This window comes from Streptomyces sp. NPDC003720 (assembly GCF_042875075.1).
In the GTDB taxonomy this organism is placed as follows: Bacteria; Actinomycetota; Actinomycetes; order Streptomycetales; family Streptomycetaceae; genus Streptomyces.
Genome location: NZ_JBIANZ010000010.1, coordinates 306,366 through 332,398, shown reverse-complemented (window position 1 = coordinate 332,398; position 26,033 = coordinate 306,366). Strand labels below are relative to the sequence as shown.

Annotated in this window: 23 protein-coding genes; 5 read left to right on the top strand and 18 right to left on the bottom strand. The window is 71.0% G+C overall.

Annotated elements, in window-relative coordinates:
* Positions 1-151: 151 nt before the first annotated feature.
* Both ACFYU0_RS27800 and ACFYU0_RS27795 read left to right on the top strand, forming a co-directional pair.
* Complete coding sequence (locus ACFYU0_RS27800) at positions 152-985, top strand: peptidylprolyl isomerase (RefSeq protein ID WP_389304779.1); 834 nt, start codon at positions 152-154, stop codon at positions 983-985.
* Between the two features lie 153 nt (positions 986-1,138).
* Complete coding sequence (locus ACFYU0_RS27795; RefSeq protein WP_351663905.1) at positions 1,139-2,368, top strand: DUF349 domain-containing protein; 1,230 nt, start codon at positions 1,139-1,141, stop codon at positions 2,366-2,368.
* Positions 2,369-2,431: 63 nt separating this feature from the next.
* Here the strand turns inward: ACFYU0_RS27795 and ACFYU0_RS27790 are convergent, their stop codons facing one another.
* From ACFYU0_RS27790 to pgsA, 16 genes are all read right to left on the bottom strand, one after another.
* The gene (locus ACFYU0_RS27790) at positions 2,432-4,945 is read right to left on the bottom strand and encodes a RelA/SpoT family protein (protein ID WP_389304778.1); all 2,514 of its coding nucleotides are present in this window, start codon (positions 4,943-4,945) and stop codon (positions 2,432-2,434) included.
* Positions 4,946-5,202: 257 nt separating this feature from the next.
* Complete coding sequence (locus tag ACFYU0_RS27785; protein ID WP_351663907.1) at positions 5,203-5,586, bottom strand: hypothetical protein; 384 nt, start codon at positions 5,584-5,586, stop codon at positions 5,203-5,205.
* A gap of 209 nt (positions 5,587-5,795) precedes the next feature.
* On the bottom strand, positions 5,796-6,344 hold the full coding sequence (locus tag ACFYU0_RS27780; protein WP_351663908.1) for an adenine phosphoribosyltransferase: 549 nt from the start codon (positions 6,342-6,344) through the stop codon (positions 5,796-5,798).
* Entirely contained in the window at positions 6,341-7,447 is a 1,107-nt protein-coding gene (secF, locus tag ACFYU0_RS27775) for a protein translocase subunit SecF (RefSeq protein ID WP_351663909.1), read from the bottom strand. The genes ACFYU0_RS27780 and secF overlap by 4 nt, the downstream gene beginning before the upstream one ends.
* Before the next feature lie 3 nt (positions 7,448-7,450).
* Positions 7,451-9,226 (bottom strand): protein translocase subunit SecD, encoded by a 1,776-nt coding sequence (secD, locus tag ACFYU0_RS27770; protein ID WP_351663910.1) that lies wholly within the window; start codon positions 9,224-9,226, stop codon positions 7,451-7,453.
* 140 nt (positions 9,227-9,366) lie between these two features.
* A complete protein-coding gene (gene yajC / locus ACFYU0_RS27765) occupies positions 9,367-9,864 on the bottom strand; it encodes a preprotein translocase subunit YajC (RefSeq protein WP_351663911.1) in 498 nt (165 codons plus the stop codon).
* A 166-nt stretch (positions 9,865-10,030) separates the two neighbouring features.
* Positions 10,031-11,101, bottom strand: a complete 1,071-nt coding sequence (gene ruvB / locus ACFYU0_RS27760; protein WP_351663912.1) for a Holliday junction branch migration DNA helicase RuvB — start codon at positions 11,099-11,101, stop codon at positions 10,031-10,033.
* A gap of 26 nt (positions 11,102-11,127) precedes the next feature.
* Positions 11,128-11,733, bottom strand: coding sequence for a Holliday junction branch migration protein RuvA (ruvA, locus tag ACFYU0_RS27755; protein WP_389304777.1), 606 nt, complete (start codon positions 11,731-11,733; stop codon positions 11,128-11,130).
* A complete protein-coding gene (ruvC, locus tag ACFYU0_RS27750) occupies positions 11,730-12,269 on the bottom strand; it encodes a crossover junction endodeoxyribonuclease RuvC (RefSeq protein WP_351663914.1) in 540 nt (179 codons plus the stop codon). Before ruvC ends, ruvA begins: the two co-directional genes overlap by 4 nt.
* Before the next feature lie 134 nt (positions 12,270-12,403).
* Positions 12,404-13,156: a YebC/PmpR family DNA-binding transcriptional regulator gene (locus ACFYU0_RS27745; RefSeq protein ID WP_351663915.1), complete on the bottom strand. Its 753-nt coding sequence runs from the start codon at positions 13,154-13,156 to the stop codon at positions 12,404-12,406.
* Between the two features lie 49 nt (positions 13,157-13,205).
* Positions 13,206-13,811: a pyridoxal 5'-phosphate synthase glutaminase subunit PdxT gene (gene pdxT / locus ACFYU0_RS27740; protein ID WP_351663916.1), complete on the bottom strand. Its 606-nt coding sequence runs from the start codon at positions 13,809-13,811 to the stop codon at positions 13,206-13,208.
* Between the two features lie 13 nt (positions 13,812-13,824).
* The gene (pdxS, locus tag ACFYU0_RS27735; protein WP_351663917.1) at positions 13,825-14,730 is read right to left on the bottom strand and encodes a pyridoxal 5'-phosphate synthase lyase subunit PdxS; all 906 of its coding nucleotides are present in this window, start codon (positions 14,728-14,730) and stop codon (positions 13,825-13,827) included.
* A 126-nt stretch (positions 14,731-14,856) separates the two neighbouring features.
* Entirely contained in the window at positions 14,857-15,399 is a 543-nt protein-coding gene (locus tag ACFYU0_RS27730; RefSeq protein ID WP_389304776.1) for a hypothetical protein, read from the bottom strand.
* A 47-nt stretch (positions 15,400-15,446) separates the two neighbouring features.
* Positions 15,447-16,607 (bottom strand): glycosyltransferase family 4 protein, encoded by a 1,161-nt coding sequence (locus ACFYU0_RS27725; protein ID WP_351663919.1) that lies wholly within the window; start codon positions 16,605-16,607, stop codon positions 15,447-15,449.
* A complete protein-coding gene (locus tag ACFYU0_RS27720) occupies positions 16,604-17,512 on the bottom strand; it encodes a phosphatidylinositol mannoside acyltransferase (protein ID WP_389304775.1) in 909 nt (302 codons plus the stop codon). Before ACFYU0_RS27720 ends, ACFYU0_RS27725 begins: the two co-directional genes overlap by 4 nt.
* Entirely contained in the window at positions 17,509-18,237 is a 729-nt protein-coding gene (gene pgsA / locus ACFYU0_RS27715) for a phosphatidylinositol phosphate synthase (RefSeq protein WP_351664173.1), read from the bottom strand. The genes ACFYU0_RS27720 and pgsA overlap by 4 nt, the downstream gene beginning before the upstream one ends.
* A 234-nt stretch (positions 18,238-18,471) precedes the next feature.
* Between pgsA and ACFYU0_RS27710 the strand changes: the two genes are divergently transcribed.
* Together ACFYU0_RS27710 and ACFYU0_RS27705 are read left to right on the top strand one after the other, a co-directional pair.
* Positions 18,472-20,670 (top strand): elongation factor G-like protein EF-G2, encoded by a 2,199-nt coding sequence (locus ACFYU0_RS27710; protein WP_351663921.1) that lies wholly within the window; start codon positions 18,472-18,474, stop codon positions 20,668-20,670.
* Between the two features lie 210 nt (positions 20,671-20,880).
* Positions 20,881-22,527 carry a hypothetical protein gene (locus ACFYU0_RS27705; protein ID WP_351663922.1) on the top strand — a complete coding sequence of 549 codons (1,647 nt, stop codon included), beginning with the start codon at positions 20,881-20,883 and terminating at the stop codon, positions 22,525-22,527.
* Between the two features lie 33 nt (positions 22,528-22,560).
* Here the strand turns inward: ACFYU0_RS27705 and ACFYU0_RS27700 are convergent, their stop codons facing one another.
* Positions 22,561-23,124: an HIT domain-containing protein gene (locus ACFYU0_RS27700; RefSeq protein WP_351663923.1), complete on the bottom strand. Its 564-nt coding sequence runs from the start codon at positions 23,122-23,124 to the stop codon at positions 22,561-22,563.
* A gap of 67 nt (positions 23,125-23,191) precedes the next feature.
* On the opposite strand from ACFYU0_RS27700, the gene ACFYU0_RS27695 reads away from it, so the two are divergent.
* A complete protein-coding gene (locus ACFYU0_RS27695) occupies positions 23,192-23,851 on the top strand; it encodes an ion channel (protein ID WP_351663924.1) in 660 nt (219 codons plus the stop codon).
* A 28-nt stretch (positions 23,852-23,879) separates the two neighbouring features.
* Here ACFYU0_RS27695 and thrS read toward each other — a convergent pair whose 3' ends face one another.
* The gene (gene thrS / locus ACFYU0_RS27690) at positions 23,880-25,856 is read right to left on the bottom strand and encodes a threonine--tRNA ligase (RefSeq protein WP_351663925.1); all 1,977 of its coding nucleotides are present in this window, start codon (positions 25,854-25,856) and stop codon (positions 23,880-23,882) included.
* Between the last annotated feature and the right edge of the window lie 177 nt (positions 25,857-26,033).

The window sequence follows — 26,033 nt, the reverse complement described above, 5'->3', positions numbered from 1 at the left end:
GGCCTGCGAACAGGCCGCCTGTGGTCCAGAAGCCTACCGGCGCTGCCGTTTCCTCAGCGAACCCATATACGGTACGGGGCTACACGCGGCCGTCGGCTCACAGGACGCACGCGTACCGTCGGCAACACGACACGCATGAGGAGAGAACCCGGTGGTCAGCCAGGAGCAGCGGCGGCGTCAGCTCGCCCGGGAGAAGTTCTTGCGGCAGCAGCAGCGGCGCACCAGCGCGCGGCGCAAGGCACGCATGCGCAACTCCGTGATCGCGTCGGTGCTCGGCGTGGTCGTGATCGGCAGCGTCGCGCTGTACACGACCGGCGTGCTGAAGAACGACGACGACAAGAAGACCAGCGCGGGCGCGGACGCGTCGCCGAGCGCCTCCCCGGCCGGCAAGGCGCCGGACCCGTGCGGGAAGCCGGCGGCGGGCTCGGTGAAGAAGCTGAGCTGGAAGAAGGAGCCGGCGATGACGATCGACACGTCGGCGAAGTACACGATGAAGCTCGCGACGACGTGCGGTGACATCGACCTGTCGCTGAAGGCGTCGGCGGCCCCGCACACCGTGAACTCGTTCGACTTCCTCGCGGGCAAGGGCTACTTCGACCACACCAAGTGCCACCGCCTCACCGCCGAGGGCATCTTCGTGCTGCAGTGCGGCGACCCGACGGCCACCGGCAGCGGCGGACCGGGCTACACGATCCCGGACGAGAACCTCAAGGACAAGAGCCTCAAGGCCAACACCTACCCGGCGGGCACGGTCGCGATGGCGAACACCGGCCAGAAGCACACCGGCGGAAGCCAGTTCTTCCTGGTCTACAGGGACAGCCCGCTGCCGCCCAGTTACACGCCGTTCGGAACGGTCACCGACGCGGGCATGAAGGTGCTCAAGAAGATCGCCGCGGCCGGCGCCCAGGCGGCCGACCCGACCACCGGGAACACCGCGCCGAACGCGACGGTCGTGATCGACAAGGCGACCGTCGCCAAGTCCTGACCCGGCGGGAGAGCCGGAGCGGCCGCCAGCGCAATTTCGCCCGCGCTGGATGCGGACAGGTCACCCGCCGGTCGCCTATGTTGGCGGTGACGAAACTGTGGACGATGCCCGGGGGCGCGAGGCCCCTCGCAGGCATCATGTGGAGGAGGCGCTGTGAGCAGCGACCCGTGGGGCCGCGTCGACGAGACGGGGACCGTGTACGTGCGTACGGCCGACGGCGAGCAGGTCGTCGGTTCCTGGGCGGCCGGCTCCCCTGAGGAGGCGCTTGCCTACTTCGAGCGCAAGTACGAGGGCCTGGTTGTCGAGATCGGCCTCCTCGAGAAGCGAGTCAAGACCACCGACCTGTCGGCGAAGGACGCCCGGACCGCGATCGACCACCTGCGCGAGCAGGTGGACGCGCACCACGCGGTGGGCGATCTCGACGCGCTGCGGACCCGCCTCGACAAGCTCGTGGAGACGGTCGAGGCCCGGCGTGAGGAGCGCAAGGCGCAGCGGGCCAAGCAGTCCGACGAGGCCCGCCGGGCCAAGGAGGACCTGGTCACCGAGGCGGAGCAGCTCGCGCAGTCCGACCAGTGGCGGGCGGCCGGCGAGCGGCTGCGCGCCCTGGTGGACACCTGGAAGGGGCTGCCGCGGCTCGACCGCAAGTCGGACGACGAGCTGTGGCACCGCTTCTCGCACGCCCGGTCGGCGTTCTCCAAGCGGCGCAAGGCGCACTTCGCGCAGCTCGACGCGCAGCGCGAGGAGGCCCGCCGGACCAAGGAGCGGCTGGTCTCCGAGGCCGAGGCGCTCTCGGGTTCGACGGACTGGGGCGTGACGGCGGCCCGTTACCGGGACCTGATGACGGAGTGGAAGGCCGCGGGCCGCGCCCAGCGCGAGCACGAGGACGATCTGTGGAACCGCTTCCGCGGCGCCCAGGACGTGTTCTTCGCGGCCCGCAGCTCGGTCTTCGCCGAGCGGGACGCGGAGCAGGCCGAGAATCTGAAGCTGAAGGAGGAGCTGGCCGAGGAGGCCGAGAAGCTCCTGCCGATCTCGGACCTGAAGGGCTCGCGGGCGGCCTTCCGCTCGATCAACGAGCGCTGGGAGGCCATCGGCCACGTCCCGCGGGACGCGCGTCCGAAGGTCGAGGGCCGGATGCACGCGGTCGAGCGGGCGCTGCAGGAGGCCGAGGAGGCCGAGTGGCGCCGGACGAACCCGGAGGCGCGTGCGCGTGCCGCCGGCCTGACCGGTCAGCTCCAGGCCGCCGTGGACAAGCTGCGGGCGCAGATCGAGCAGGCCCGTGCCCAGGGCAACGCCGCCAGGGCCGACAAGCTGGAGCGGGAGCTGGAAGGCCGCCAGGCGCTGCTGGACCAGGCTCTCAAGGGCCTGCAGGAGTTCGGCGGCTGATTCCCCGCTGCGCGTTCGAGAGGGCCCCATACCGGCGTATGGGGCCCTCTCGTATGTCCTGCTCTACGCCCGGCTGCGCGCCGAGGTCACGCGGTACACGTCGTAGACGCCCTCCACGCCCCGGACGGCCTTGAGGACGTGGCCGAGGTGCTTGGGGTCGCCCATCTCGAAGGTGAAGCGGGAGGTGGCCACCCGGTCGCGGGACGTCTGCACGGCCGCGGACAGGATGTTGACGTGCTGGTCGGACAGCACCCGGGTCACGTCGGACAGCAGCCGGGACCGGTCCAGCGCCTCCACCTGGATGGCGACCAGGAAGACGGAGGACTGGGTGGGCGCCCACTCGACGTCGAGGATGCGCTCCGGCTCGCGGGACAGCGACTCGACGTTCACACAGTCGCTGCGGTGAACCGATACGCCGCTGCCGCGCGTGACGAAGCCGATGATCGGGTCGCCGGGCACGGGCGTGCAGCAGCGGGCCAGCTTGACCCACACGTCGTCGACGCCCTTGACCACGACGCCCGGGTCGGCGTTGGAGCGCCGCTTGCGGCCGCGGCCCCGGGCCGGCGGGACCGTCTCGTCGATCTCCTCGGTGGCGGCCTCCTCGCCGCCGAGGGCCTGCACCAGCTTCTGGACGATGTTCTGCGCGGAGACGTGGCCCTCGCCGATCGCCGCGTAGAGCGCGGAGATGTCCGAGTAGCGCATCTCGTGCGCGAGGGTGACGAGCGAGTCCCCGGTGAGGATGCGCTGGATGGGCAGGTTCTGCTTGCGCATGGCGCGCACGATGGCGTCCTTGCCCTGCTCGATCGCCTCGTCGCGGCGCTCCTTGGAGAACCAGGCCCGGATCTTGTTGCGGGCGCGCGGCGACTTGACGAACCCGAGCCAGTCGCGGGACGGACCGGCGCCGGGCGCCTTGGAGGTGAAGACCTCCACCAGGTCGCCGTTGTCCAGAGTGGACTCGAGCGGTACGAGCCTGCCGTTGACCCGTGCTCCTATGGTGCGGTGGCCGACCTCGGTGTGGACGGCGTACGCGAAGTCCACCGGCGTCGCCCCGGCCGGGAGCGCGATGACGTCGCCCTTCGGCGTGAAGACGAAGACCTCGTTGCGGGAGAGGTCGAAGCGCAGGGACTCCAGGAACTCGCCGGGGTCCTCGGTCTCCTTCTGCCAGTCCAGCAACTGGCGCAGCCACGCCATGTCGTTGATGGCGTCCTTGTCCTTGCCGGAGGCCTTGGGCACGTCCGTGCGGACCTTGGAGGCGCCGGCGACGGCCTCCTGCTTGTACTTCCAGTGCGCGGCGATGCCGTACTCGGCGCGGCGGTGCATGTCGAAGGTGCGGATCTGCAGTTCGACCGGCTTGCCGTTGGGCCCGATGACCGTCGTGTGCAGCGACTGGTACATGTTGAACTTCGGCATCGCGATGTAGTCCTTGAACCGGCCGGGGACCGGGTTCCATCGCGCGTGCACGGTGCCGAGCGCCGCGTAGCAGTCCCGGACGGTGTCGACCAGGACGCGGATGCCCACCAGGTCGTAGATCTCCGCGAAGTCCCGGCCGCGGACGATCATCTTCTGGTAGACGCTGTAGTAGTGCTTCGGGCGGCCGGTCACGGTCGCCTTGATGCGGGCGGCGCGCAGGTCGGACTGGACCTCGTCGGTCACTATGGCGAGGTACTCGTCGCGCTTCGGCGCCCGCTCGGCGACCAGCCGCACGATCTCGTCGTACATCTTGGGGTAGAGGATCGCGAAGGCGAGGTCCTCCAGCTCCCACTTGATGGTGTTCATGCCCAGCCGGTGGGCCAGCGGGGCGTAGATCTCGAGCGTCTCGCGGGCCTTCTTCTCCTGCTTCTCCCGCTTGAGGTAGCGCATGGTGCGCATGTTGTGCAGACGGTCGGCGAGCTTGATGACCAGGACGCGCGGGTCCTTCGCCATCGCCACGACCATCTTGCGCACGGTCTCGGCCTGCGCGGCCTCGCCGAACTTGACCTTGTCCAGCTTGGTCACGCCGTCGACGAGCAGGGCGACCACGTCGCCGAAGTCGCGGCGCAGGTCCTCCAGGCCGTACTCGGTGTCCTCGACGGTGTCGTGCAGCAGCCCCGCCATGAGGGTGGCCGGGTCCATGCCCAGCTCGGCGAGGATGGTGGTGACGGCGAGCGGATGCGTGATGTACGGATCGCCGCTCTTGCGCTTCTGGCCGCGGTGCCAGCGCTCGGCGACCTGGTAGGCGCGCTCGATCTGCCGCAGCGTGGCGTTCTCGATCTTGGGGTCGTTGCTGCGCACTATGCGCAGCAGCGGTTCCAGCACCGGGTTGTACGGGTTCGCGCGCTGCACGCCGAGGCGGGCCAGGCGGGCGCGGACGCGGTTGGAGGAGCCGGTGCGGGCGGGCTGGCCGGCGGCGGGGCGCACGGGCGGGGCCGGTTTGGGGCGGGTGGCCTCGGGGGTCTTCTCGACGGGCGCGGACTGGGCGTGCTCGACCGCCCCGCGGGTGTCGTTCTTTGCGGACGACACGTCCCGCGCGGGCTTGGCCGCGGGCGCCGAGGCGGGCTCGGGCTTGGCGGCGGTCAGTGGCTGGGCCTCGTCTGGCAAGAGGACTCCTCGTGCGCGATCCGGGTCCCCCGGTCAGGCTCCGGAAACCCCATGGTAGCGATCCTGTGTCTCGTCATCGCCCGCAGGCGGCTGTGAGGACCGTCTACCCGTGCAACACGGAGGACTCCCACCCGATTCCGGGCCCGGCACCGGGAACCTCCCGATGCCGGGGGAAACGCACGAGGCGGGCCCGGATCGCTCCGGGCCCGCCTCGGTCCGTCCGGCTGGTCAGGCCCGACGGTGCGACGGCTTGGACATCACGCCGAACCGGTGGAGGTGTTGCAGAAGCGCGGGGTGCCGTTGGCACCGTCGCGCAGGCAGATCTTGAGGGTGACCTTGGTGCCCTCGGGCAGGTTGACCACCTGCGTGGCACAGGGGCTGCTGTCGCTTCCGCCGTTGGCGTCGTCCATGCGCTTGCTGCCCCCGTTCCAGGTCAGCGTCCCGGAGGCGCGCAGGCCGTCCTCCTGCCAGTCGCACACGTCCCACTTGTCGCCGTCGGCGTGCCACTGGGCGTAGCCGCCGGGGTTGTCGTCGGTGGTCACCACGAAGGTGTTCGCGGCGAACGCCGGCGTCACGGCCAGCGCGACACCGCCCATCGCCAGACCACAGACCATCCCGACCCGTTTGGCGAACGTCTTCACTCATTCCCCCTGAGGAGCACTTCCGCCGGAACTCTTCCGACGTCCCGCGATTAGAGCATGATCATGATCACCGAAACAATCGAAAATGATCGGTTGGAGCGGCTAGCGAACGATATCGGCCAGGTCGACGATCAGAATGGCGAGAACCCCGCATACGAGAGGGCGGACGCCGCGTCATCGCGGCGTCCGCCCTCGCACGTGCTTGTCACTCAGATCTGGAGCAACGCCTCCAGCGGAGCGCCGGACAGGACGGGCTCCAGGCGGGCCCGGCCGTTCAGGAAGCCCAGCTCCATGAGGACCGCGAGCCCCGAGACCTCGGCGCCCGCCCGCTGGATGAGCTGGATCGCGGCCTCGGCGGTGCCGCCCGTGGCCAGCACGTCGTCGACGATCAGCACCCGGTCGCCGGACGCCAGGTCCTCCGCGTGCACCTCGATCTCCGCCGAGCCGTACTCCAGGTCGTACGCCTGGCGCAGCGTCGCGCCCGGCAGCTTGCCCGCCTTGCGCACCGGGATGAAGCCGAGGCCGGCGCGGACCGCGACCGGTGCGCCCAGGATGAATCCCCGGGCCTCCAGCCCGACGACCTTGGTCGCGCCGGTCTCGGCGGCGATCCGGGCCAGGGCGTCGGTCAGCGCGGAGAACGCCGCCGGGTCCGCGAGCAGCGGGGTGATGTCCTTGAACATCACGCCCGGCTCGGGATAGTCGGCCACGTCGCGGATGCGGCTGAGCAGCAGCGACGGGATGTCGGCCAGCTCGGTCATCGGCGCTTCCCCGAGGGTCGGCCGCGGCCCCGGTTGCGGGCGGCGGGCTGGTTGCGCGGACCCACCACGGCCGCCGCCTCCTCGGGCTCGTCGCCCTCACCGGTCCGGACCGTCACGGCGTCCTCGCCGGCGGCGGCCTGCGCACGCTTGGCCATGACGCGCTTGCGGAGCGCCTTCATCGCCGGCTCGCGCTCCTTGAGGTCGGCGACCAGCGGGGTGGCGATGAAGATCGAGGAGTAGGCGCCGGCCGCGAGACCGACGAACAGCGACAGCGAGATGTCGTTCAGGGTGCCGGCGCCGAGGAAGCCGCCGCCGATGAACAGCAGGCCCGCCACCGGCAGCAGGGCGACCACGGTCGTGTTGATGGAACGCACCAGCGTGCCGTTGATCGACTGGTTGGCGATGTCGCTGTAGGTGAAGCGGGTCTGCTTCGTGACGTCCTTCGTCTGCTCCTTGAGACTGTCGAAGACGACGACCGTGTCGTAGAGCGAGTAACCGAGGATCGTCAGCAGACCGATGACCGTACCGGGCGTGACCTCGAAGCCGACCAGGGCGTAGATGCCGGTCGTGATGGTGATGTCGTGGATCAGCGCGACGAGGGCCGCGACGGCCATGCGCCACTCGAAGGCGATCGCCAGGTAGATCGCCACGAGCACCATGAAGATCGCCAGGCCCTGCCAGGACTTGGTGGCGATCTGCTCGCCCCAGCTCGGGCCCACCGACTCGCCGGTGACGTCCTTCTCCGGGATGTTCAGGTCCTGGGCCAGCTTCGCCGACACCTTGTTGGCCTGGTCGGTGTCGATGCTCGCGATCTGGACGCGCATGGCGCCGTTGCCCAGCTTCTGCACGACGGCGTCATGGCCGGAGGCTTCCTTCGCGTACTCCTCGACCTGGGCCACGGAGGCGCTGATGTGGGCCGGCGTCGTGAGGACGGCGCCGCCCTGGAACTCGATGCCCATGTTCAGGCCGCGCACCGCCAGGCCGACGATGGCCGTGATGGTGATCAGGATGGAGATGCCGTACCAGATCTTGCGCTTGCCGACGAAGTCGTAGCTGATCTCGCCGCGGTGCAGTCGAGCGCCGAGGTTGCCGAGTTTCGACATCGCTCACGCCTCCTTCGGGTCGACAGGGCCGGCGGCGGGACCGGCGGGACGGCGGGTGCGGCGCAGCGGAGGCTTGGCACCCAGGCTCTTGGGGTCGAGACCGGACCACTTGTGGCCGTCCGCGAAGAACCTGCGGCGGGCGAGCAGCGTCATCAGCGGCTTGGTGAACAGGAAGACGACGACCACGTCGAGCACGGTGGTCAGTCCGAGCGTGAACGCGAAGCCCTGCACCTTGCCGACGGTCACGATGAACAGCACGGCGGCGGCGAGGAACGACACGAAGTCGGAGACCAGGATGGTGCGCCGGGCGCGCGGCCAGGCCCGCTCGACGGCGGGTCGCAGCGAGCGGCCCTCGCGGATCTCGTCCCGGATGCGTTCGAAGTACACGATGAACGAGTCCGCCGTGATGCCGATCGCGACGATGGCGCCGCAGACGGCCGGCAGGTTCAGCGCGAAGCCGATGGCCGGGCCCAGCAGGGCCATGATCACGTAGGTGAGGATCGCGGAGACCAGCAGGGACGCCATGGCCACGAGCGACAGACCGCGGTAGTACGCGATCAGGTAGATCACGACCAGGGCGAGGCCGATCGCGCCGGCGATCAGGCCCGCGCGCAGCTGCTCACCGCCGAGCGCGGCGGTCACCGTGGTGACGGTCTCCTCCTTGAAGGAGAGCGGGAGCGCGCCGTACGACAGCATGTTGCCGAGGTTCTGGGCCTCCTCCTGCGTGAAGCTGCCGGAGATCTCCGCCTGGCCGCCGGTGATGGCGCTCTGGACGTACGGGCTGGAGACGACCTCGCCGTCGAGGACGATGCCGAACTCGTTCTGCGGGCTCTGCTTCTGGGCCAGCTGGCCGGTGATGTCCGCGAACTTCTTCGTACCGGTGCCGGTGAAGGTCATCTGGACCTGCCAGCCGGAACCGCCCTGGGTGTCGAAGACCGCCTGGGCCTTCTTCACCTCGGTGCCGTCCACGCCGGCCGGGCCGAGCAGGTACTTGTACCAGACCTTGTCCCGCTCGCCGCAGGCCACGGTCGGTTCGCCCGGCTTGGCGTTGGTGCCGGCCTTGGCGCGCTCGGCGGGCTTGGCGCAGTTCAGGGCCGCGTACTGGGCCTGCAGCTTCGTGACGTCCGTGCTGCCCGAGGCCGGGGCGGAGGGGCTGGCGGAGCTCTTGGCGCCGGAGGAGGCGCTCGGGGAAGCCGAGCCCGACGGCGTGCTGTCGGCCTTCAGGGCGTCGGTGACCGCGCGGCCCTGCGAGGTGGCGGAGGCGCTCGGGGAGGCGGAGGAGGACGAGGACGCCTTCTCCTTGGCGGAGCCGGACGGGCTCGGCGAGGCGCCGCCGGTGGGGGACGCGCTCGGCGACGGGCTCGCCGGGGTGGCGCCGCTGGGCTCGCTGGCGAGCACCGGGCGGAAGTACAGCTTGGCGGTGGTGCCGACCTGCTGCTGGGCCTCCTTGGAGTTGGTGCCCTTGGGGATGTTCACGATGATGTGATCGCGCCCCTGGGTCTGCACCTCCGCCTCGGAGACACCCAGGCCGTTGACACGGCGGTTCATGATGTCGACCGCGGTGTCCATGTTGGCCTGGTTGATCGCGGAACCCTGGTCGGCCTTCGCCTTGAGCGTGATGCTCGTACCACCGGCGAGGTCGATGCCGAGGCGCGGTGTCGTGTGCCCGGAGGCGAACATCCCGCCGGTGAGCGCCACGATGGCGATCAGAATGAGGGCCAGCGAGCGCCCTGGCCTGCTCTGGGCGCTCGCGCTCCGGCCCCTCTTAGGTGCTGCCACCTTCTCGTACTCCCTCTCGGGCCACCCCGTGCCTCGTCGGCGCGGTCAGCCATGACATGGTGTCGGGCTCCGTGCGGCGAACAGAAGCGCCCGGGGCGCGCGGGGCACGGCCGCGCCGCGCCGCACACCCCGGCGCGTGACTACTTCGCCTCGGAGTCGCCGTCGGTCTTCTTCGGCTCTTCGTCCGTCTTGGCCTCGGCGGCGTCGGTCCCGTCCTCGGCGACGTCCTTCTTGCCGAAGTCGACGGCCTTGTCGCCGGGGGCGGCGGCAGCGGCGGGCTCGTCGCTCCCGGCGGTCTCCGTGAGGGAGGAGGCGTCGTCCGGGACGACGTCGGCGTCGGACTTGAGGTCGTGCTCGATGCCGTGGACGATCCGGTTGTACTCGTCGTCCGAGAGGACGGCGCCGATCGCGTTCTTGGCGAAGAGGAGGTCGACGCCCGGTCCGGCGTCGAGGAGGACCGTGTCCTCGCTGACCTCCTTGACCGTCGCGTACATGCCCCCGATCGTGCGGACGCCGGAGCCGGGCTGCATCTCATTGCGCATGCTCGCGGCCTGCTGCTGCTTCTTCTTGGCCGAGCGCGTCATCAGGAACATGGCCGCGATGAGCACAATGAACGGGAGAAGGGTCAAGGTATTCACGGGACGGGGTTTCCTTCGCGCGACCGCGCGGTGAGAGCGGCCTGTTGATGGGGGTGGGTCGGCGCCGCCCGCAAGGGCGGCATCGGCGGAGTCTAAGCGAGTCCGCGCGCATGGAACAACGCTCAGCATGGCACCTGGGTTCCTGCCCCCGCCAATGCCCTCGCCGTCACGCCCCGAACAGGTCCTGTTGTCCGTTTCCCCCGGTGGCCGTGCGGGGCGGGGTCAGACCGAGGTGCGCCCAGGCCGCCGGAGTACCGACACGGCCGCGCGGCGTACGGGCGAGCAGGCCTTCCCGGACCAGGAAGGGCTCGGCGACCTCCTCGACCGTCTCGCGCTCCTCCCCCACCGCGACGGCGAGCGTGGACAGGCCGACCGGGCCGCCGCCGAACAGCTTCAGCAGCGCCTCCAGGACGGCCCGGTCGAGGCGGTCGAGGCCACGCGCGTCCACCTCGTAGACGGCGAGGGCGGCCGCGGCGATCTCGCGGGTGATCACGCCGTCCGCCTTGACCTGCGCGTAGTCCCGGACGCGGCGCAGCAGGCGGTTGGCGATGCGGGGCGTGCCACGGGAGCGGCCGGCGATCTCGGCGGCGCCGTCCGACTCGATGCCGACGTCGAGCAGGCTCGCCGAGCGGTGCACGACGCGCTCCAGTTCGTGCGGCTCGTAGAACTCCATGTGCGCGGTGAAGCCGAAGCGGTCGCGCAGCGGGGGCGGCAGCAGGCCCGCGCGCGTGGTGGCGCCGACCAGGGTGAAGGGGGGCAGCTCCAGCGGGATGGCGGTGGCGCCGGGGCCCTTGCCGACGATGACGTCGACGCGGAAGTCCTCCATGGCCATGTACAGCATCTCCTCGGCGGGCCGGGACATGCGGTGGATCTCGTCGAGGAAGAGGACCTCCCCTTCCTGGAGCGAGGAGAGGATCGCGGCCAGGTCGCCGGCGTGCTGGATGGCGGGGCCGGAGGTGATGCGGATGGGGGCGCCCATCTCGGCCGCGATGATCATCGACAGGGTGGTCTTGCCGAGGCCGGGGGCGCCGGAGAGCAGCACGTGGTCGGCGGTGGCGCCGCGCGCGCGTGCGGCGCGCAGGACGAGGTCGAGCTGTTCGCGGACCTTCTCCTGGCCGATGAACTCGTCGAGGTCCTTGGGGCGCAGCGCCGCCTCGACGGCCTGGTCCTCCCCGTCGGCGGCGGAGCCCACCAGCCGCTCGGGGGCGGCGGAGTCGGTCGTGTCGTCCCAGTTCATGTGGTGTGCCTCGGTGGTGTGGTCGGTCAGCGGGCGCGGTTCAGGGTCTGCAGCGCCGCCTTCAGCAGCTGACCCACCTGCGGGGTGCCGCCCGCGGCCTCGGCCTGGGGGGTCACGGCGGCGACGGCCTCGTCGGCCTCGCGGGTGGCGTAGCCCAGGCCGATGAGGGCGGCGTGCAGCTGGTCGCGCCAGCCCTGGGTGACGGGCGCGCCCACCGCGGGGGCGCCGACCGGCGCGCCGAGGCGGTCCTTCAGCTCCAGCAGGAGCTTCTGGGCGCCCTTCTTGCCGATGCCGGGCACGGCGGTGAGGGCCTTCTCGTCGGCGGTGGCGACGGCCCGGCGCAGTGCGTCCGGCGTGTGCACCGCGAGCATGGCCTGGGCGAGCCTCGGTCCGACCCCGCTGGCGGTCTGGAGCAGCTCGAAGACCTGGCGCTCGTCGTCGTCGGCGAAGCCGTACAGCGTGAGGGAGTCCTCACGGACGACCAGGGAGGTGTGCAGCTTGACGGGCCGGCCCTGGCGGAGCGTGGAGAGCGTGTTCGGCGTGCACTGGACGGCCATGCCGACGCCGCCCACCTCGATCACCGCCGCGTCGGGGGCGAGTGCGGCGACCGTGCCGCTGAGGAAGGCGATCATGCCGTACGGCCTTTCGTTGCCTGGGCCGAGTGCAGCGCCACGGCCTGCTGGAGTCGGTTCTGCGCGGGGGCGCGCCAGATGTGGCAGATGGCGAGCGCGAGGGCGTCGGCGGCGTCGGCCGGCTTGGGCGGCGCCGAGAGCCGCAGCAGCCGGGTGACCATGGCGCCGACCTGCGCCTTGTCGGCGCGGCCGCTGCCGGTGACGGCGGCCTTGACCTCGCTGGGGGTGTGCAGGGCGACCGGGATGCCGCGGCGGGCGGCGCACAGCATGGCGACCGCGCTGGCCTGGGCGGTGCCCATCACGGTGCGCACGTTGTGCTGGCTGAACACCCGCTCCACGGCGACGAATTCGGGCCGGTGCTCGTCCAGCCAGGCCTCGATGCCCTGCTCGACGGCGACCAGGCGGTGCCCCAGCTCGGCGTCCGCGGGCGTCCGCACGACACCGACGCCGATCATGGTGAGCGGGCGGCCCGCCACTCCCTCGACGACGCCGACACCGCACCGGGTCAGGCCGGGGTCCACCCCCAGTACGCGCACGCGCCCTCCCTCTCTGGATCCGCGGACGTCCGGTGATCCACGGATGCCGCCAGGCTAGCCGGTGCCTGTGACAACGGCGGCGGGCCGGTGGACGTGTTCCACCGGCCCGCCGAACCGCTCAGCACGCGGCAGCGCTACGCGTCGACCTTCTCCATGATCTCGTCGCTGACGTCGAAGTTGGCGAAGACGTTCTGCACGTCGTCGCTGTCCTCGAGCGCGTCGATCAGCTTGAAGATCTTCTTGGCGCCCTCCTCGTCCAGTTCGACCTGGACGGACGGCACGAAGCTGGAGTCCGCGGAGTCGTAGTCGATCCCGGCCTCCTGCAGGGCGGTGCGGACCGCGACCAGGTCGGTGGCCTCGCTGATGACCTCGAAGGTCTCGCCGAGGTCGTTGACCTCCTCGGCGCCCGCGTCCAGGACGGCGCTGAGGACGTCGTCCTCGCTCAGCTCGCCCTTGGGGACGATGACGACGCCCTTGCGGCTGAACATGTACGACACCGAGCCGGGGTCGGCCATGCTGCCGCCGTTGCGGGTCATGGCGACGCGCACGTCGGAGGCGGCGCGGTTGCGGTTGTCCGTGAGGCACTCGATGAGCACCGCGACGCCGTTCGGGCCGTAACCCTCGTACATGATCGTCTCGTAGTCGGCGCCACCGGCCTCGAGACCACCGCCGCGCTTGATCGCGGAGTCGATGTTCTTGTTCGGGACCGACTGCTTCTTGGCCTTCTGGACGGCGTCGTAGAGGGTCGGGTTGCCCTCGAGGTCGACGCCGCCCATACGGGCCGCGACCTCGATGTTCTTGATCAGCTTCGCGAAGAGCTTGCCGCGCTTGGCGTCGATCACGGCCTTCTTGTGCTTCGTCGTAGCCCATTTAGAGTGGCCGGACATCTGCCTGTCTCCTTCGCGTAACCCATCTCTGCAACGAACTCCAGAGATCCTACAAGGACTCCGGTGTCCGGTTGGCGCGCACCATGTCGACGAAAAGCGAGTGCACGCGGTGGTCGCCGGTCAGTTCCGGGTGGAACGACGTGGCGAGCACGTTGCCCTGCCGGACCGCGACGATGTGTCCCTCGTGCTCGGCGAGCACTTCGGCGCCGGCGCCCACGGACTCCACCCAGGGAGCGCGGATGAAGACGCCCTCCACAGGATCGCCCGCGATGCCCCGGACGTCGACCGCGGCCTCGAAGGACTCGTTCTGCCGTCCGAAGGCGTTGCGGCGCACGATCATGTCGATGCCGCCGATGGTCTCCTGGCCCGAGCGCGGGTCGAGGATCTTGTCGGCGAGCAGGATCATGCCGGCGCAGGTGCCGTAGACGGGCATGCCGTCGCGCACGCGCGCGCGGAGGGGTTCCATCACTCCGAAGAGGACGGCCAGCTTGGAGATGGTGGTGGACTCGCCGCCGGGCAGCACGAGGGCGTCGACCTCGGCGAGTTCCTCGGGGCGCCGCACCGGCCTGGCCACGGCGTCGGCCGCGGCCAGGGCGATGAGGTGCTCCCGTACGTCGCCCTGGAGTGCCAGGACGCCTATGACGGGGGTGTTCATGTGCCGTGTCGCCTTACCAGCCGCGGTTGGCGTAGCGCTCGGCCTCGGGGAGGGTGTCGCAGTTGATGCCGACCATGGCCTCGCCGAGGTTGCGGGAGGCGTCCGCGATGATCTTCGGGTCGTCGTAGAAGGTGGTGGCCTTCACGATGGCGGCGGCGCGCTTGGCCGGGTCGCCGGACTTGAAGATGCCGGAGCCGACGAAGACGCCCTCGGCGCCGAGCTGGCGCATCAGCGCGGCGTCGGCCGGGGTGGCCACGCCGCCGGCGGAGAAGAGGACCACCGGGAGCTTGCCCAGCTCGGCGACCTCCTTGACCAGCTCGTAGGGGGCGCGCAGCTCCTTGGCGGCGGCGTACAGCTCGTTGTTGTCGTAGCCGCGCAGGCGGGCGATCTCGTTCTTGATCTGGCGCAGGTGGCGGACGGCCTCGACGACGTTGCCGGTGCCGGCCTCGCCCTTGGAGCGGATCATCGCGGCGCCCTCGGCGATGCGGCGCAGGGCCTCGCCCAGGTTGGTGGCGCCGCAGACGAAGGGGGTGGTGAACGCCCACTTGTCGGAGTGGTTGACCTCGTCGGCCGGGGTGAGGACCTCGGACTCGTCGATGTAGTCGACGCCGAGGGACTGCAGGACCTGGGCCTCGACGAAGTGGCCGATGCGGGACTTGGCCATGACCGGGATCGAGACGGCGTCGATGATGCCCTCGATCATGTCCGGGTCGGACATGCGGGCCACGCCGCCGTCCTTGCGGATGTCGGCCGGAACCCGCTCCAGGGCCATGACGGCGACGGCGCCCGCGTCCTCAGCGATCTTCGCCTGCTCCGGCGTGACTACGTCCATGATCACGCCGCCCTTGAGCTGCTCGGCCATGCCGCGCTTCACGCGGGCGGTGCCGGTCTCGGGAGCCTGGTTGTCGATGGTGGACACGGGTGACCTCACTGAAGTGGAGAAGGGTGACTGCACCGACGAGGAAACGCGAGGCGAGCAGTCCACAGCAAGGGCCAATGGCGACCCCGTGGCTCCTTTTGTCCGGCGGCGGGCGGGGCGCCCGGTTCAGGCGGCCCGCTCCACCAGGGCCGCGGGCGGCTCGTCGTCCATCTCGAAGGCCAGCGGGAACGGGGCGTGGCCGGCCAGCCGGAACCAGCGCACCTTGCGGTGCTCGCGGAGCCTGCGGGCGGCCCCCACCGCGTCGTTGTGGAAGCGGCGGGCCATGGGGACCCGGCGCACCGCCTCGGCCAGCTCACGGGCCGCCTCGTCACCGCCCGGGGCGTCCCGGACCACCTCGACCTGCCGCGGGTCCTCGAACACCGCGCGCAGGGCCTGGCTCAGCTCGCTCTCCGCGACCTCCCGCTGGTCCTCCTCCGCCTGCCGGGCGGCGTGCGCGGCCTCGTAGAGCACGATGGAGGCGGCGGGGTCCAGCACGCCCGAGGTGGCCAGTTCCTGGGCCACGGAGGCCCGCCGCAGCAGCTGGGCGTCCAGCGCGGCCCGCGCGGCGTCCATGCGCACGTGCAGCCGGTCCAGCCGCCCGGCCGTCCAGCTCAGGTAGACGCCGACGGCGACGAGGGCGAGAAGGATCCAGATGAGGGTTGCGGTCACGGGCGAAGGCTATCGGGACGCCGCGGCCGCGCCGCCGCCCCGTCGGTTCAGTCCCGGGCCAGGCCGAACCGGGAACGCCGGCCGGGGCGCTCGTCGGTGGCCACCGCCGCCGTCCCGGTCGTGACGGTCTCGTACACCGAGAGAATGTCGGCGCCGACCGTCGACCAGTCGAAGCGGCGCACGTGCGCGCTGCCCCGCTCCCGCAGTTCGGTGCGCCGCTCCGGGTCGGCCAGCAGGTCCACGGCGGCCCGGGCCAGTGCGTCGGCGTCCTCGTTGGCGAACACCTCGCCGGCCTTGCCCTGGTCGAGGACCTGGACGAAGGCGTCCAGGTCGGAGGCGAGGACGGGGGCGCCCGCCGACATCGCCTCGACCAGGATGATGCCGAAGCTCTCGCCGCCGGTGTTGGGCGCGACGTACAGGTCGACGCTGCGCAGGAAGCGGGCCTTGTCCTCGTCGCTGACCATGCCGAGGAACTCCACGCGTGAGCGCAGCCCGGCGGGCAGGTCCTCGACGGCCGCCTCCTCGTCGCCGCGCCCCGCGACCAGCAGCCGGGTCTGCGGGCGGGCGGCGAGGATCTTCGGCAGCGCCCGCATCAGCACGGGCAGGCCCTTGCGGGGCTCGTCGATGCGGCCGATGAAGCCGATGGTGTCGCCCTGCCACTCGGGCTTCGGCTCGGCCTCGGCGAAGAAGTCGACGTCGACGCCGTTGGGGATGACCACCGCGTCGCCGCCCAGGTGCTCGACCAGGGTGCGGCGGGCGTACTCGCTCACCGCGATCCGCGCGCTGATCTTCTCCAGCGCTGCCTGCAGGATCGCGTACGCGGCGATCATCGCGCGCGAGCGGGGGTTGGAGGTGTGGAAGGTGGCCACGATGGGCCCCTGTGCGGCCCAGCAGGTCAGCAGGCCGAGCGAGGGGGACGTCGGCTCGTGGATGTGGACCACGTCGAACGCGCCCTCGTGCAGCCAGCGGCGCACCCGCGCGGCCGACAGGAAGCCGAAGTTCAGCCGGGCCACCGAGCCGTTGTACGGCACCGGGACCGCGCGGCCCGCCGAGACGACGTACGGCGGCAGCGGGGTGTCGTCGTCGGCGGGGGCCAGGACGGAAACCTCGTGGCCGAGCCGGATGAAGTACTCGGCGAGGTCGCGGATGTGGAACTGGACGCCGCCGGGCACGTCCCAGGAGTACGGGCAGACGATCCCGATTCTCACGAGGGTCCCTTCGTGGGGTCCAGGTCGGCGAGCCACAGACGCTGGAGCATGTGCCAGTCCTCCGGGTGCTCGGCGATCCCGGTGGCGAAGGCGTCGGCCAGCGACTGTGTCATGGCGGCCGTCTTCTCCGCGCGCGTACCCGTCTGCGGTACCTCGATCGGGGGATGCACGCGGCCCTTCATGACCGGGGAGTCGTCGTACCAGAGGGTGACGGGCAGCAGCAGCGCGCCGGTCTGCTGGGCCAGCAGGGCCGGCCCCGCGGGCATCCGGGCCCGGTCGCCGAAGAAGTCCACCTCGGTGCCGGACGCGGACAGGTCGCGGTCGGCGACCAGGCAGACAAGACCGCCGTCGCGGAGCCGCCGGGCCAGGGTGCCGAAGGCCGAGCCGCCGCTGTGCGGGAGCACCTCCATGCCGAGGCCCTCGCGGTAGGCCACGAAGCGGTCGTAGAGGGTCTCGGGCTTCAGCCGCTCGGCGACCGTGGTGAACGGGGTCCGCAGCTCGGTGGTGACCCAGGCGCCGGCGAGGTCCCAGTTGGCCAGGTGCGGCAGGGCCAGGACCACGCCCCGGCCGGAGGCGAGCCCGTCGGTCAGGTGGTGGAGGTCCTTGGGTTCGAAGCCGCTCCGGACGCGTTCGGGGCTCCAGGCCGGGAGCCGGAAGGACTCCATCCAGTAACGCAGATAGGACCGCATGCCGGCGCGCGAGAGTTCGGCCAGCCGCTCCGGGCCCGCGTCGGGCACGACGCGCGCGTAGTTGGCCTCCAGGCGCAGCACGCCTTTGCCGCGGCGCTTCCAGGCGAGGTCGGCGATGGTCCGGCCGAGGCGGACCGCGACGGGTTCGGGGAGGTTCTTGACGGTGCTCCAGCCGAGCCCGTAGAGCGCGTCGGTGAGCCGGTCGGCGGTGCTCACTTCGCCGCCTCCCTCCCCTGGGAGGCGTCCTGCCCGGCCGCCGCCTCGGCCTCGGCGGACTCGCGGCGGACGGTGACGACCCGCTGGATCAGCGTCACGAGGCTGCCCACGGCGACGATCCACAGGGCGATCGGCAGCAGCCACTGGATGCCCGGCACACCGAACTTGTGCAGTCCCGCGAAACCGGCCGCGACCAGCGAGATCACCAGCCGCTCTGCGCGTTCGACGAGACCGTTGACGGCGACCGGCAGGCCGATCGACTCGCCGCGCGCCTTGGTGTACGACACCACCTGGCCGCTGGCCAGGCAGAAGATCGTGACGGCGCACAGGACGTTGTCGTTCCCGTTGCCCGCGTACCACAGCGCGAGGCCGCCGAAGATCGCGCCGTCGGCGACCCGGTCCAGGGTGGAGTCCAGGAAGGCGCCCCAGCGGCTGGACCGGCCGAGCTGGCGGGCCATGTTGCCGTCGACCAGGTCGGAGAAGACGAAGAGCGTGATCACCACCGTGCCCCAGAAGAACTCGCCCCGGGGATAGAAGACCAGCGCGCCCGCCATCACACCGGCGGTGCCGATGAGGGTGACCGTGTCGGGGCTGACGCCCCGGCGGATCAGAAACGCGGCGAACGGCGTGAGGACACGCGTGAAGAATGCACGCGCGTACTTGTTCAGCATGGCCTTCCCGACGGTCGTTGTCGCCGCGGCCCTGGTGGCCTCCGGCTGGCCCATCGTAGTCACGCGTGCGCGTGCGTGACGGGCGGGCACCCACGAGCCGGCGCCGGCGCCCCGCAGGGGGATGCGCCGCGCCCGGCCCGCCGTGGCCGCTTCGCGGCCGTTCGTATGGACGCGGCGTTACGGGAGTGGAAAGCTCGAAGGACCGCGGGCGTCGCCGGAGCCGCCACAGCACGCGGATCCCGCGTGTCCGCGCCCACAGTGACCTCACCGTGCACGGGAGGCAGGATCATGGGCGACAAGGCACAGACACATCCCGGAGCCGCCGGCAGGGCAAGGGCGGCCGACCACCCCGCGTCCATTAGGAATGTGGTGCTGGTCGGCCACTCCGGATCGGGCAAGACCACGCTGGTGGAGGCCCTCGCGCTGACCGCGGGGGCGGTGAACCGGGCGGGCCGCGTGGAGGACGGCGGCACCGTCTCCGACCACGACGACATCGAGCACCGGCAGCAGCGCTCGGTGCAGCTCTCGCTGGTCCCGGTCGAATGGGACGGCATCAAGATCAACGTCCTCGACACCCCCGGGTACGCCGACTTCGTCGGGGAGCTGAGGGCCGGTCTGCGCGCCGCGGACGCGGCCCTCTTCGTCGTCTCGGCCTCGGACGGGGTGGACGGCTCGACCCGGATGGTCTGGGAGGAGTGCCAGGCCGTCGGCATGCCCCGGGCGATCGTGGTGACACACCTGGAGTCCGCGCGCGCGGACTTCGAGGAGATGACCCGGGTGTGCGCCGAGGCGTTCGGCGCCGACGACCCCGACGCCGTGCTGCCGCTGTACCTGCCGCTGCGCGGCCCCGAGGGCCCCGACGGGCACGCTCCGGTGACGGGCCTCGTCGGCCTGCTGTCGCGGAAGCTGTTCGACTACTCGTCCGGCGAGCGCAAGGAGTCCGAGCCAGGCGAGGACCAGCTCCCGGACCTCGACCAGGCCCGCGACCGGCTGATCGAGGGGATCATCGCCGAGAGCGAGGACGAGACCCTGATGGACCGCTATCTGGGCGGCGAGCAGGTCGACGTCAAGACGCTGATCCAGGACCTGGAGCGGGCCGTGGCACGCGGCTCCTTCTTCCCCGTCCTGGCCGCCGCGCCCGCCGCCGAGGGCGCCCGGCAGGGCCTCGGCACGGTGGAGCTGCTGGAGCTGATCACCGGCGGGTTCCCGACGCCGTTCGAGCACCCCATGCCCGGGGTCACCACGATCGACGGCAGGCCGCGCGAGCTGAAGGCGTGCGACACGGACGGCCCGCTGGTCGCCGAGGTCGTGAAGACCTCCTCCGACCCCTACGTCGGCCGCATCTCCCTGGTCCGCGTCTTCTCCGGCACCCTGCGCCCCGACGAGACGGTGCACGTCTCCGGGCACGGACTGGCGGACCGCGGGCACGAGGACCACGACGTCGACGAGAAGATCGGCGCCCTGTCCACCCCGTTCGGCAAGCAGCAGCGCCCGGTGACGCACGCCGTCGCCGGCGACCTGGTGTCCGTGGCCAAGCTCGGCCGCGCGGAGACCGGCGACACCCTCTCGGCCAAGGACGACCCGCTCCTGATGGAGCCCTGGCGGATGCCCGACCCGCTGCTGCCGCTCGCCATCCAGGCGCACAGCAAGGCCGACGAGGACAAGCTCTCGCAGGGCCTGGCCCGGCTGGTCGCCGAGGACCCGACGATGCGCCTGGAGCAGAACCAGGACACCCACCAGGTGGTCCTGTGGTGCCTGGGCGAGGCGCACGCGGACGTCGCCCTGGAGCGGCTGCGCAGCCGGTACGGCGTCCAGGTCGACGTCGTACCGCACAAGGTCTCGCTGCGGGAGACGTTCGCGGTGCGGGCCGCCGGCCGCGGCCGGCACGTGAAGCAGTCCGGCGGGCACGGGCAGTACGCCATCTGCGAGATCGAGGTGGAGCCGCTGCCCGGCGGCTCGGGCGTCGAGTTCGTGGACAAGGTGGTCGGCGGCGCCGTGCCGCGCCAGTTCATCCCGTCCGTGGAGAAGGGCGTGCGGGCGCAGGCGGCCAAGGGCGTCGCGGCGGGCTATCCGCTGATCGACGTCCGGATCACGCTGCTGGACGGCAAGGCGCACTCGGTGGACTCCTCCGACGCCGCGTTCCAGACGGCGGGCGCGCTGGCGCTGCGCGAGGCCGCGGCGGGAGCGCGGATCCATCTGCTGGAGCCGGTGAGCGAGGTGGGCGTGCTCGTCCCGGACGACTACGTGGGCCCGGTGATGAGCGACCTGTCGAGCCGGCGCGGCCGGGTGCTCGGCACCGAGCAGGTGGGCTCGGGACGGACCCTGATCCGGGCCGAGGTGCCGGAGTTCGAGATCGGCCGGTACGCGATCGACCTGCGTTCCCTGTCCCACGGCACGGCACGCTTCGACCGCGCCTACGCGCGGCACGAGCCGATGCCGCCGCAGATCGCCGAGCGGATCCGCGAACAGGCGGGCGAGACGCCCTGACCCGCGCCGGTCCACTCCGTGCGCCGGTGGGCGGCTTCGGCCGTCCACCGGCGCGCTGTCGGTGGCTGCGGATACGCTGATCACCTGATCACGTCGTGCCGAAGTCGTGCGGTTGTCATGCCGATTCGGCAGGTTGGCCTGTTCAACAGGTGTGCGGGGCAGTGAAGTCGGGAAGGCCGCAGGAGCGACACCGGCGGCGAGGGGGCGGGAATGTCGGTTGGTACGGAGTGGGACGGCCCGCAGGTGCCCGTCTCCGGCGACGAGGGACAGGCGGCGACGTACGCGCTGGCCTCGGCGGCCTACCGGGACAACGTGATCGAGGACATCAAGAAGACCGACAACGAATGGCACCAGTCGACCGTCAAGGCCGGCCGGATATCCCTGCTCAGGCCCAATCTCGGCGAGGCCTTCTCGCGGGCCGTGGTCGACCGCATGCTCGCCCCGGGCCGCAAGCCGCTCATCCAGTCCTTCGGCGCGGAGCCCCAGGTGGTGGTGGAGCACGCGCTCGCGGCCAACAACATCCGCCGCGAGCGCGACAACCGGCTGTCCGTCGTCGTGGTGCTGTGCGGTCTGATCTTCCTGCCCGGGTTCATCGGCTGGCTGCTGGTCTTCCAGTTGCGCACGCTCGTCACCAGGCGTGACGACAGGCGCGCCGGGACGCTGGCCACCGTCCTGCTCACCGGGGTGGGCATCCTCGCCGCGCTCTTCCTGCTGAAGATGCCCTTCGGCGGCTTCTGGGGGTGGTACGCGCGCGGCTGCGTCGTGGCCCCGGTGCTCGGCTGGTTCTGGGCCAAGCGAATCTGCGAGCGCAGCGCCCAGGACCTGCGGGCGCGCTGGGAGGGCCTGCTCTCCGGCAGCAGCGTCGGCGCCAAGGTGCCGGAGGCGGTGCCCCGCGCCCCGGGCGAGACCGCGGCCGAGCAGCTGCGCCAGTCGCTGGCCCGGCTCGGTGCGGAGCAGCGGTCCAACTCCGTCTTCTACGCCGGGCCCAAGGGCATACTCGGCATGGGCACCCGCTGGGGCTCCTGGCAGCTCGCCGAGGACCTGGAGCCCGCCGATCCCACCCGGGAGATCCATCCCTTCCGCAGCTGGGACGTCATACGCGCCATCCACGACCAGCTCCGCATGCTGGAGCGGGGCCCGCTGAACACCGGCGGCTTCCCCCGTCCGTCGATACGGCACTGGATCGTCACGCCGATCGGGGAGAACGCCAAGGAGGTGTCCCGGCCCGAGGGCACCGACGTCGAGGCGTTCCAGATCAAGCAGCACGCCGTGCAGGACATCTGCAACAAGCAGCAGTTCGGCAGCGGTGACCGGCACTACCTGGGCGTGCAGTGGACGCTGTGGGACGGGCAGCTCGTCATCACCATGATGATCACGGTGACGGTGCTGCACGAGACGCTGCGCATCGAGGTGACCGGGCACGCCCTGGGACCGGTGAACCCGCTGTTCACCACGAAGCCGACGGCGCCCACCAAGGAGGTCGCCAAGTCGCTCAAGCCCTGGGAGAACCGCACGGTCAAGCTGCCCCTGGTGACCACCGACGAGGTGGTGCGGCTCACCGCGCGCGCCCCGCTGAACTGGTACCCGCCGATGCTCAAGTGGCTCGGCGGCTCGCTCGTCCTGCCGGAGCCCTTCGGACTGCGGCACGCCTGGGCGGACCAGCCGTGGCGGCACCGCTTCATGGCCGACGACGCGCTGCGCGCGGCCACCCCGGTGCTGCGGGTGGTGCACTCGGCCGCGATCCGGGTGCTGAAGGAGAACGGCGTGGACACCGAGAAGTTCGGCAACCGCTCGTCCGTGCTCAGCGGCCTGGTGCAGGACCCGACGCCGAAGAAGGCCGACCTGTACGACGCCTGACCGGTGCCCTCGAAGCCGAGGGCACCCGCGGGTCTAGGCCGACGCCGGCCAGGCCTCAGCCAGCATCTTCCTGGTGTCCGCGAGGAGCTGCGGCAGCACCTTCGTCTGGCCGACGACCGGCATGAAGTTCGTGTCGCCGCCCCAGCGCGGGACGATGTGCTGGTGCAGGTGGGCGGCGATGCCGGCGCCGGCCACCGTGCCCTGGTTCATGCCGATGTTGAAGCCGTGCGCGCCGGACGCGGTGCGCAGCGCGGTCATCGCCTGCTTGGTCAGCTCGGCCAGCTCGGCCGTCTCCGGCAGGGTCAGGTCCGTGTAGTCGGCCACGTGCCGGTACGGCACGGTCATCAGATGGCCGCCGTTGTACGGGTAGAGGTTGAGGACCGCGTACACGTGCTCGCCGCGGCGGACGATCAGGCCGTCCTCGTCGGACTTGGCCGGGATCGAGCAGAAGGGGCAGCCGTCGTCGGCCCCCGGGCCGCTCGGCTTGTTCTCGCCCTGGATGTAGGCCATCCGGTGGGGCGTCCACAGGCGCTGGAACGCGTCCTGCGTCCCCACTCCAATCTGCTGTTCCGGCTCACTCGTCATGCAAGGCAGCATATGGCTTCGCCCGTTCGCGGCGTGTCGCCGGGGCGGCCGGAACGTTCTCACCGGCCAAGCTGGGCCGGTGGACGACGACAGCCCCGCGGCCCGCTGGGAGCAGCGCACCGAGATCCCGCTCTTCGCGGGGTCGCTGATCTTCATCGCCGCCTATGCCACCCGGGTCCTGGCCGTGAGCCTTGCGTCCTTCTGGCGGGACCTGTGCCTGCTCGTGATGCTCGCGCTCTGGGCGCTGTTCGCCGCGGACTTCCTGGTGCGCTGGCGGCTCGGCGGCCAGCGGTTCCTGCGCTTCGTCAGCACGCACTTCCTGCACACCGTGGTGGTCGTCCTGCCGCTGCTGCGCCCGCTGCGGATCGTCCCGCTGTACGACGTGGTCCAGCGCCGGCAGGGCGAGCCCCGGCTCTCGCTGTACGCGCGCGTGATCTCGTACGCGAGCCTGTCCACGCTGCTGCTCGGCTTCTCGGGCGCGCTGGCGGTCTACCAGCAGGAGCGCGGCGCGCCCGGCGCCACGATGCGGACGTTCGGCGACGCCGTGTGGTGGGCCGCCTCGACCCTGAGCACGGTCGGCTACGGCGACATCACCCCGGTGACCCCGCTGGGACGGGTGATCGCGACCGGGATGATGGCCTGCGGGCTCGGCCTGCTCGGCGCGGTGACGGGTTCCTTCTCGTCATGGCTGATGCAGACCTTCACCCGCGAGAGCGACAAAGGGCCCCCGAGGAGGTGATCCCCGGAGGCCCTTCGGTTGGTGCGGATCAGACCTGGGCCCGCTCCGACACGACCTTCGCGATCTTGGCGATGGCCTCGTCGAACGGGATGCCGTTCTCCTGCGAGCCGTCGCGGTAACGGAAGGACACAGAACCGCCCGACATGTCCTCGTCGCCCGCGATGACCATGAAGGGCACCTTCTGCTTCTGGGCGTTGCGGATCTTCTTCTGCATCCGGTCCGAGGAGGAGTCCACCTCGACGCGCAGGCCCTGCTTCCTGGCCGCGGCCGCGAACTTCTCCAGGTACTCCACGTGCGCGTCGCCGATCGGGATGCCGATCGCCTGGACGGGGGCCAGCCACGCCGGGAAGGCGCCCGCGTAGTGCTCGAGGAGCACCGCGAAGAACCGCTCGATGGAGCCGAACAGGGCGCGGTGGATCATCACCGGGCGCTGCTTGGAGCCGTCGGGGCCGGTGTACTCGAGGTCGAAGCGCTCGGGCAGGTTGAAGTCGAGCTGGATGGTCGACATCTGCCAGGTCCGGCCGATGGCGTCCTTGGCCTGGACGGAGATCTTCGGGCCGTAGAAGGCGGCGCCGCCCGGGTCCGGCACCAGGGGCAGGCCCTGCTTCTCGGCGACCTGGCGCAGCGTCTCGGTCGCCTCCTCCCAGACCTCGTCCGAGCCGACGAACTTCTCCGGGTCCTTGGTGGACAGCTCCAGGTAGAAGTCGGTCAGGCCGTAGTCGCGCAGCAGGCCGAGGACGAAGGTGAGCGTCTTGTCCAGCTCCTCGGACATCTGCTCACGGGTGCAATAGATGTGCGCGTCGTCCTGGGTGAAGCCGCGGGCACGGGTGAGCCCGTGCACGACGCCCGACTTCTCGTACCGGTACACGGTGCCGAACTCGAACAGGCGCAGCGGCAGTTCGCGGTAGGAGCGGCCGCGCGCGTCGAAGATCAGGTTGTGCATCGGGCAGTTCATGGGCTTGAGGTAGTAGTCCACGCCCTCGTCGAGCTGCATGGGCGGGTACATGCCGTCGGCGTACCAGTCCAGGTGGCCCGAGGTCTCGAAGAGCTTCCCCTTGGTCGCGTGCGGGGTGTAGACGAACTCGTAGCCCTCCTCCTCGTGCCGGCGGCGCGAGTAGTCCTCCATCACCCGGCGGACGATGCCGCCCTTGGGGTGGAAGACGGCGAGACCGGAGCCGATCTGCTCGGGGATGGAGAACAGGTCGAGTTCGTTGCCCAGCTTGCGGTGGTCGCGCTTCTCGGCCTCGGCGAGGAAGTCGAGGTGCGCCTTCAGCTCGTCCTTGGACGGCCAGGCGGTGCCGTAGATGCGCTGCAGCATCGGGTTCTTCTCGCTGCCGCGCCAGTAGGCGGCCGCGTTGCGCATCAGCTTGAACGCGGGGATCAGGCGGGTGGTGGGCAGGTGGGGACCGCGGCAGAGGTCCTTCCAGCACAGCTCGCCGGTCTTGGCGTCCAGGTTGTCGTAGATCGTCAGCTCGCCGGCGCCGACCTCGACGTCCGCGCCGTCGTCGTGCGACGCCGAGCCCTTGAGGCCGATCAGCTCCAGCTTGTACGGCTCGTCGGCCAGTTCCTCGCGGGCGGCCTCGTCGGTGACCACGCGGCGGGAGAAGCGCTGCCCGCGCTTCTGGATCTCCTGCATCTTCTTCTCGATGGCCTTGAGGTCATCGGGGTGGAAGGGCTTCTCGACGTCGAAGTCGTAGTAGAAGCCGTCCTTGACGGGCGGGCCGATGCCGAGCTTGGCCTCGGGGAACAGCTCCTGCACGGCCTGCGCCATGACGTGCGCGGTGGAGTGGCGCAGGATGTTGAGACCGTCCTCGGAGGAGATCTCGACGCCCTCGACCTCGTCGCCGTCGGACAGCTCGTGGCTGAGGTCCCGCAGCTCACCAGCCACGCGCGCGGCGACGATCGAGCGCTCGCCGGCGAAGAGGTCGGCGGCCGTAGTGCCCGTCGTCACCACGCGTTCTTCCCGCTCGGAATCGCGTTGGATGATCACACGGACGTCTGACACCGGTCTCTCCTGACTGAAGGTGGGTGCGGCGCCATACCAGGAGCGCGCGCACAACGGATCGTACCGACCCGGGACCGCCGACCGCGAAACGGTTACTTTCCGTCCCCGTCCCGGCACGCCTCCGCTCCTCGGCCCGGTAGGCGTCCGTCCCCCGTGTCGGCACGCCCCGGAGCGTCC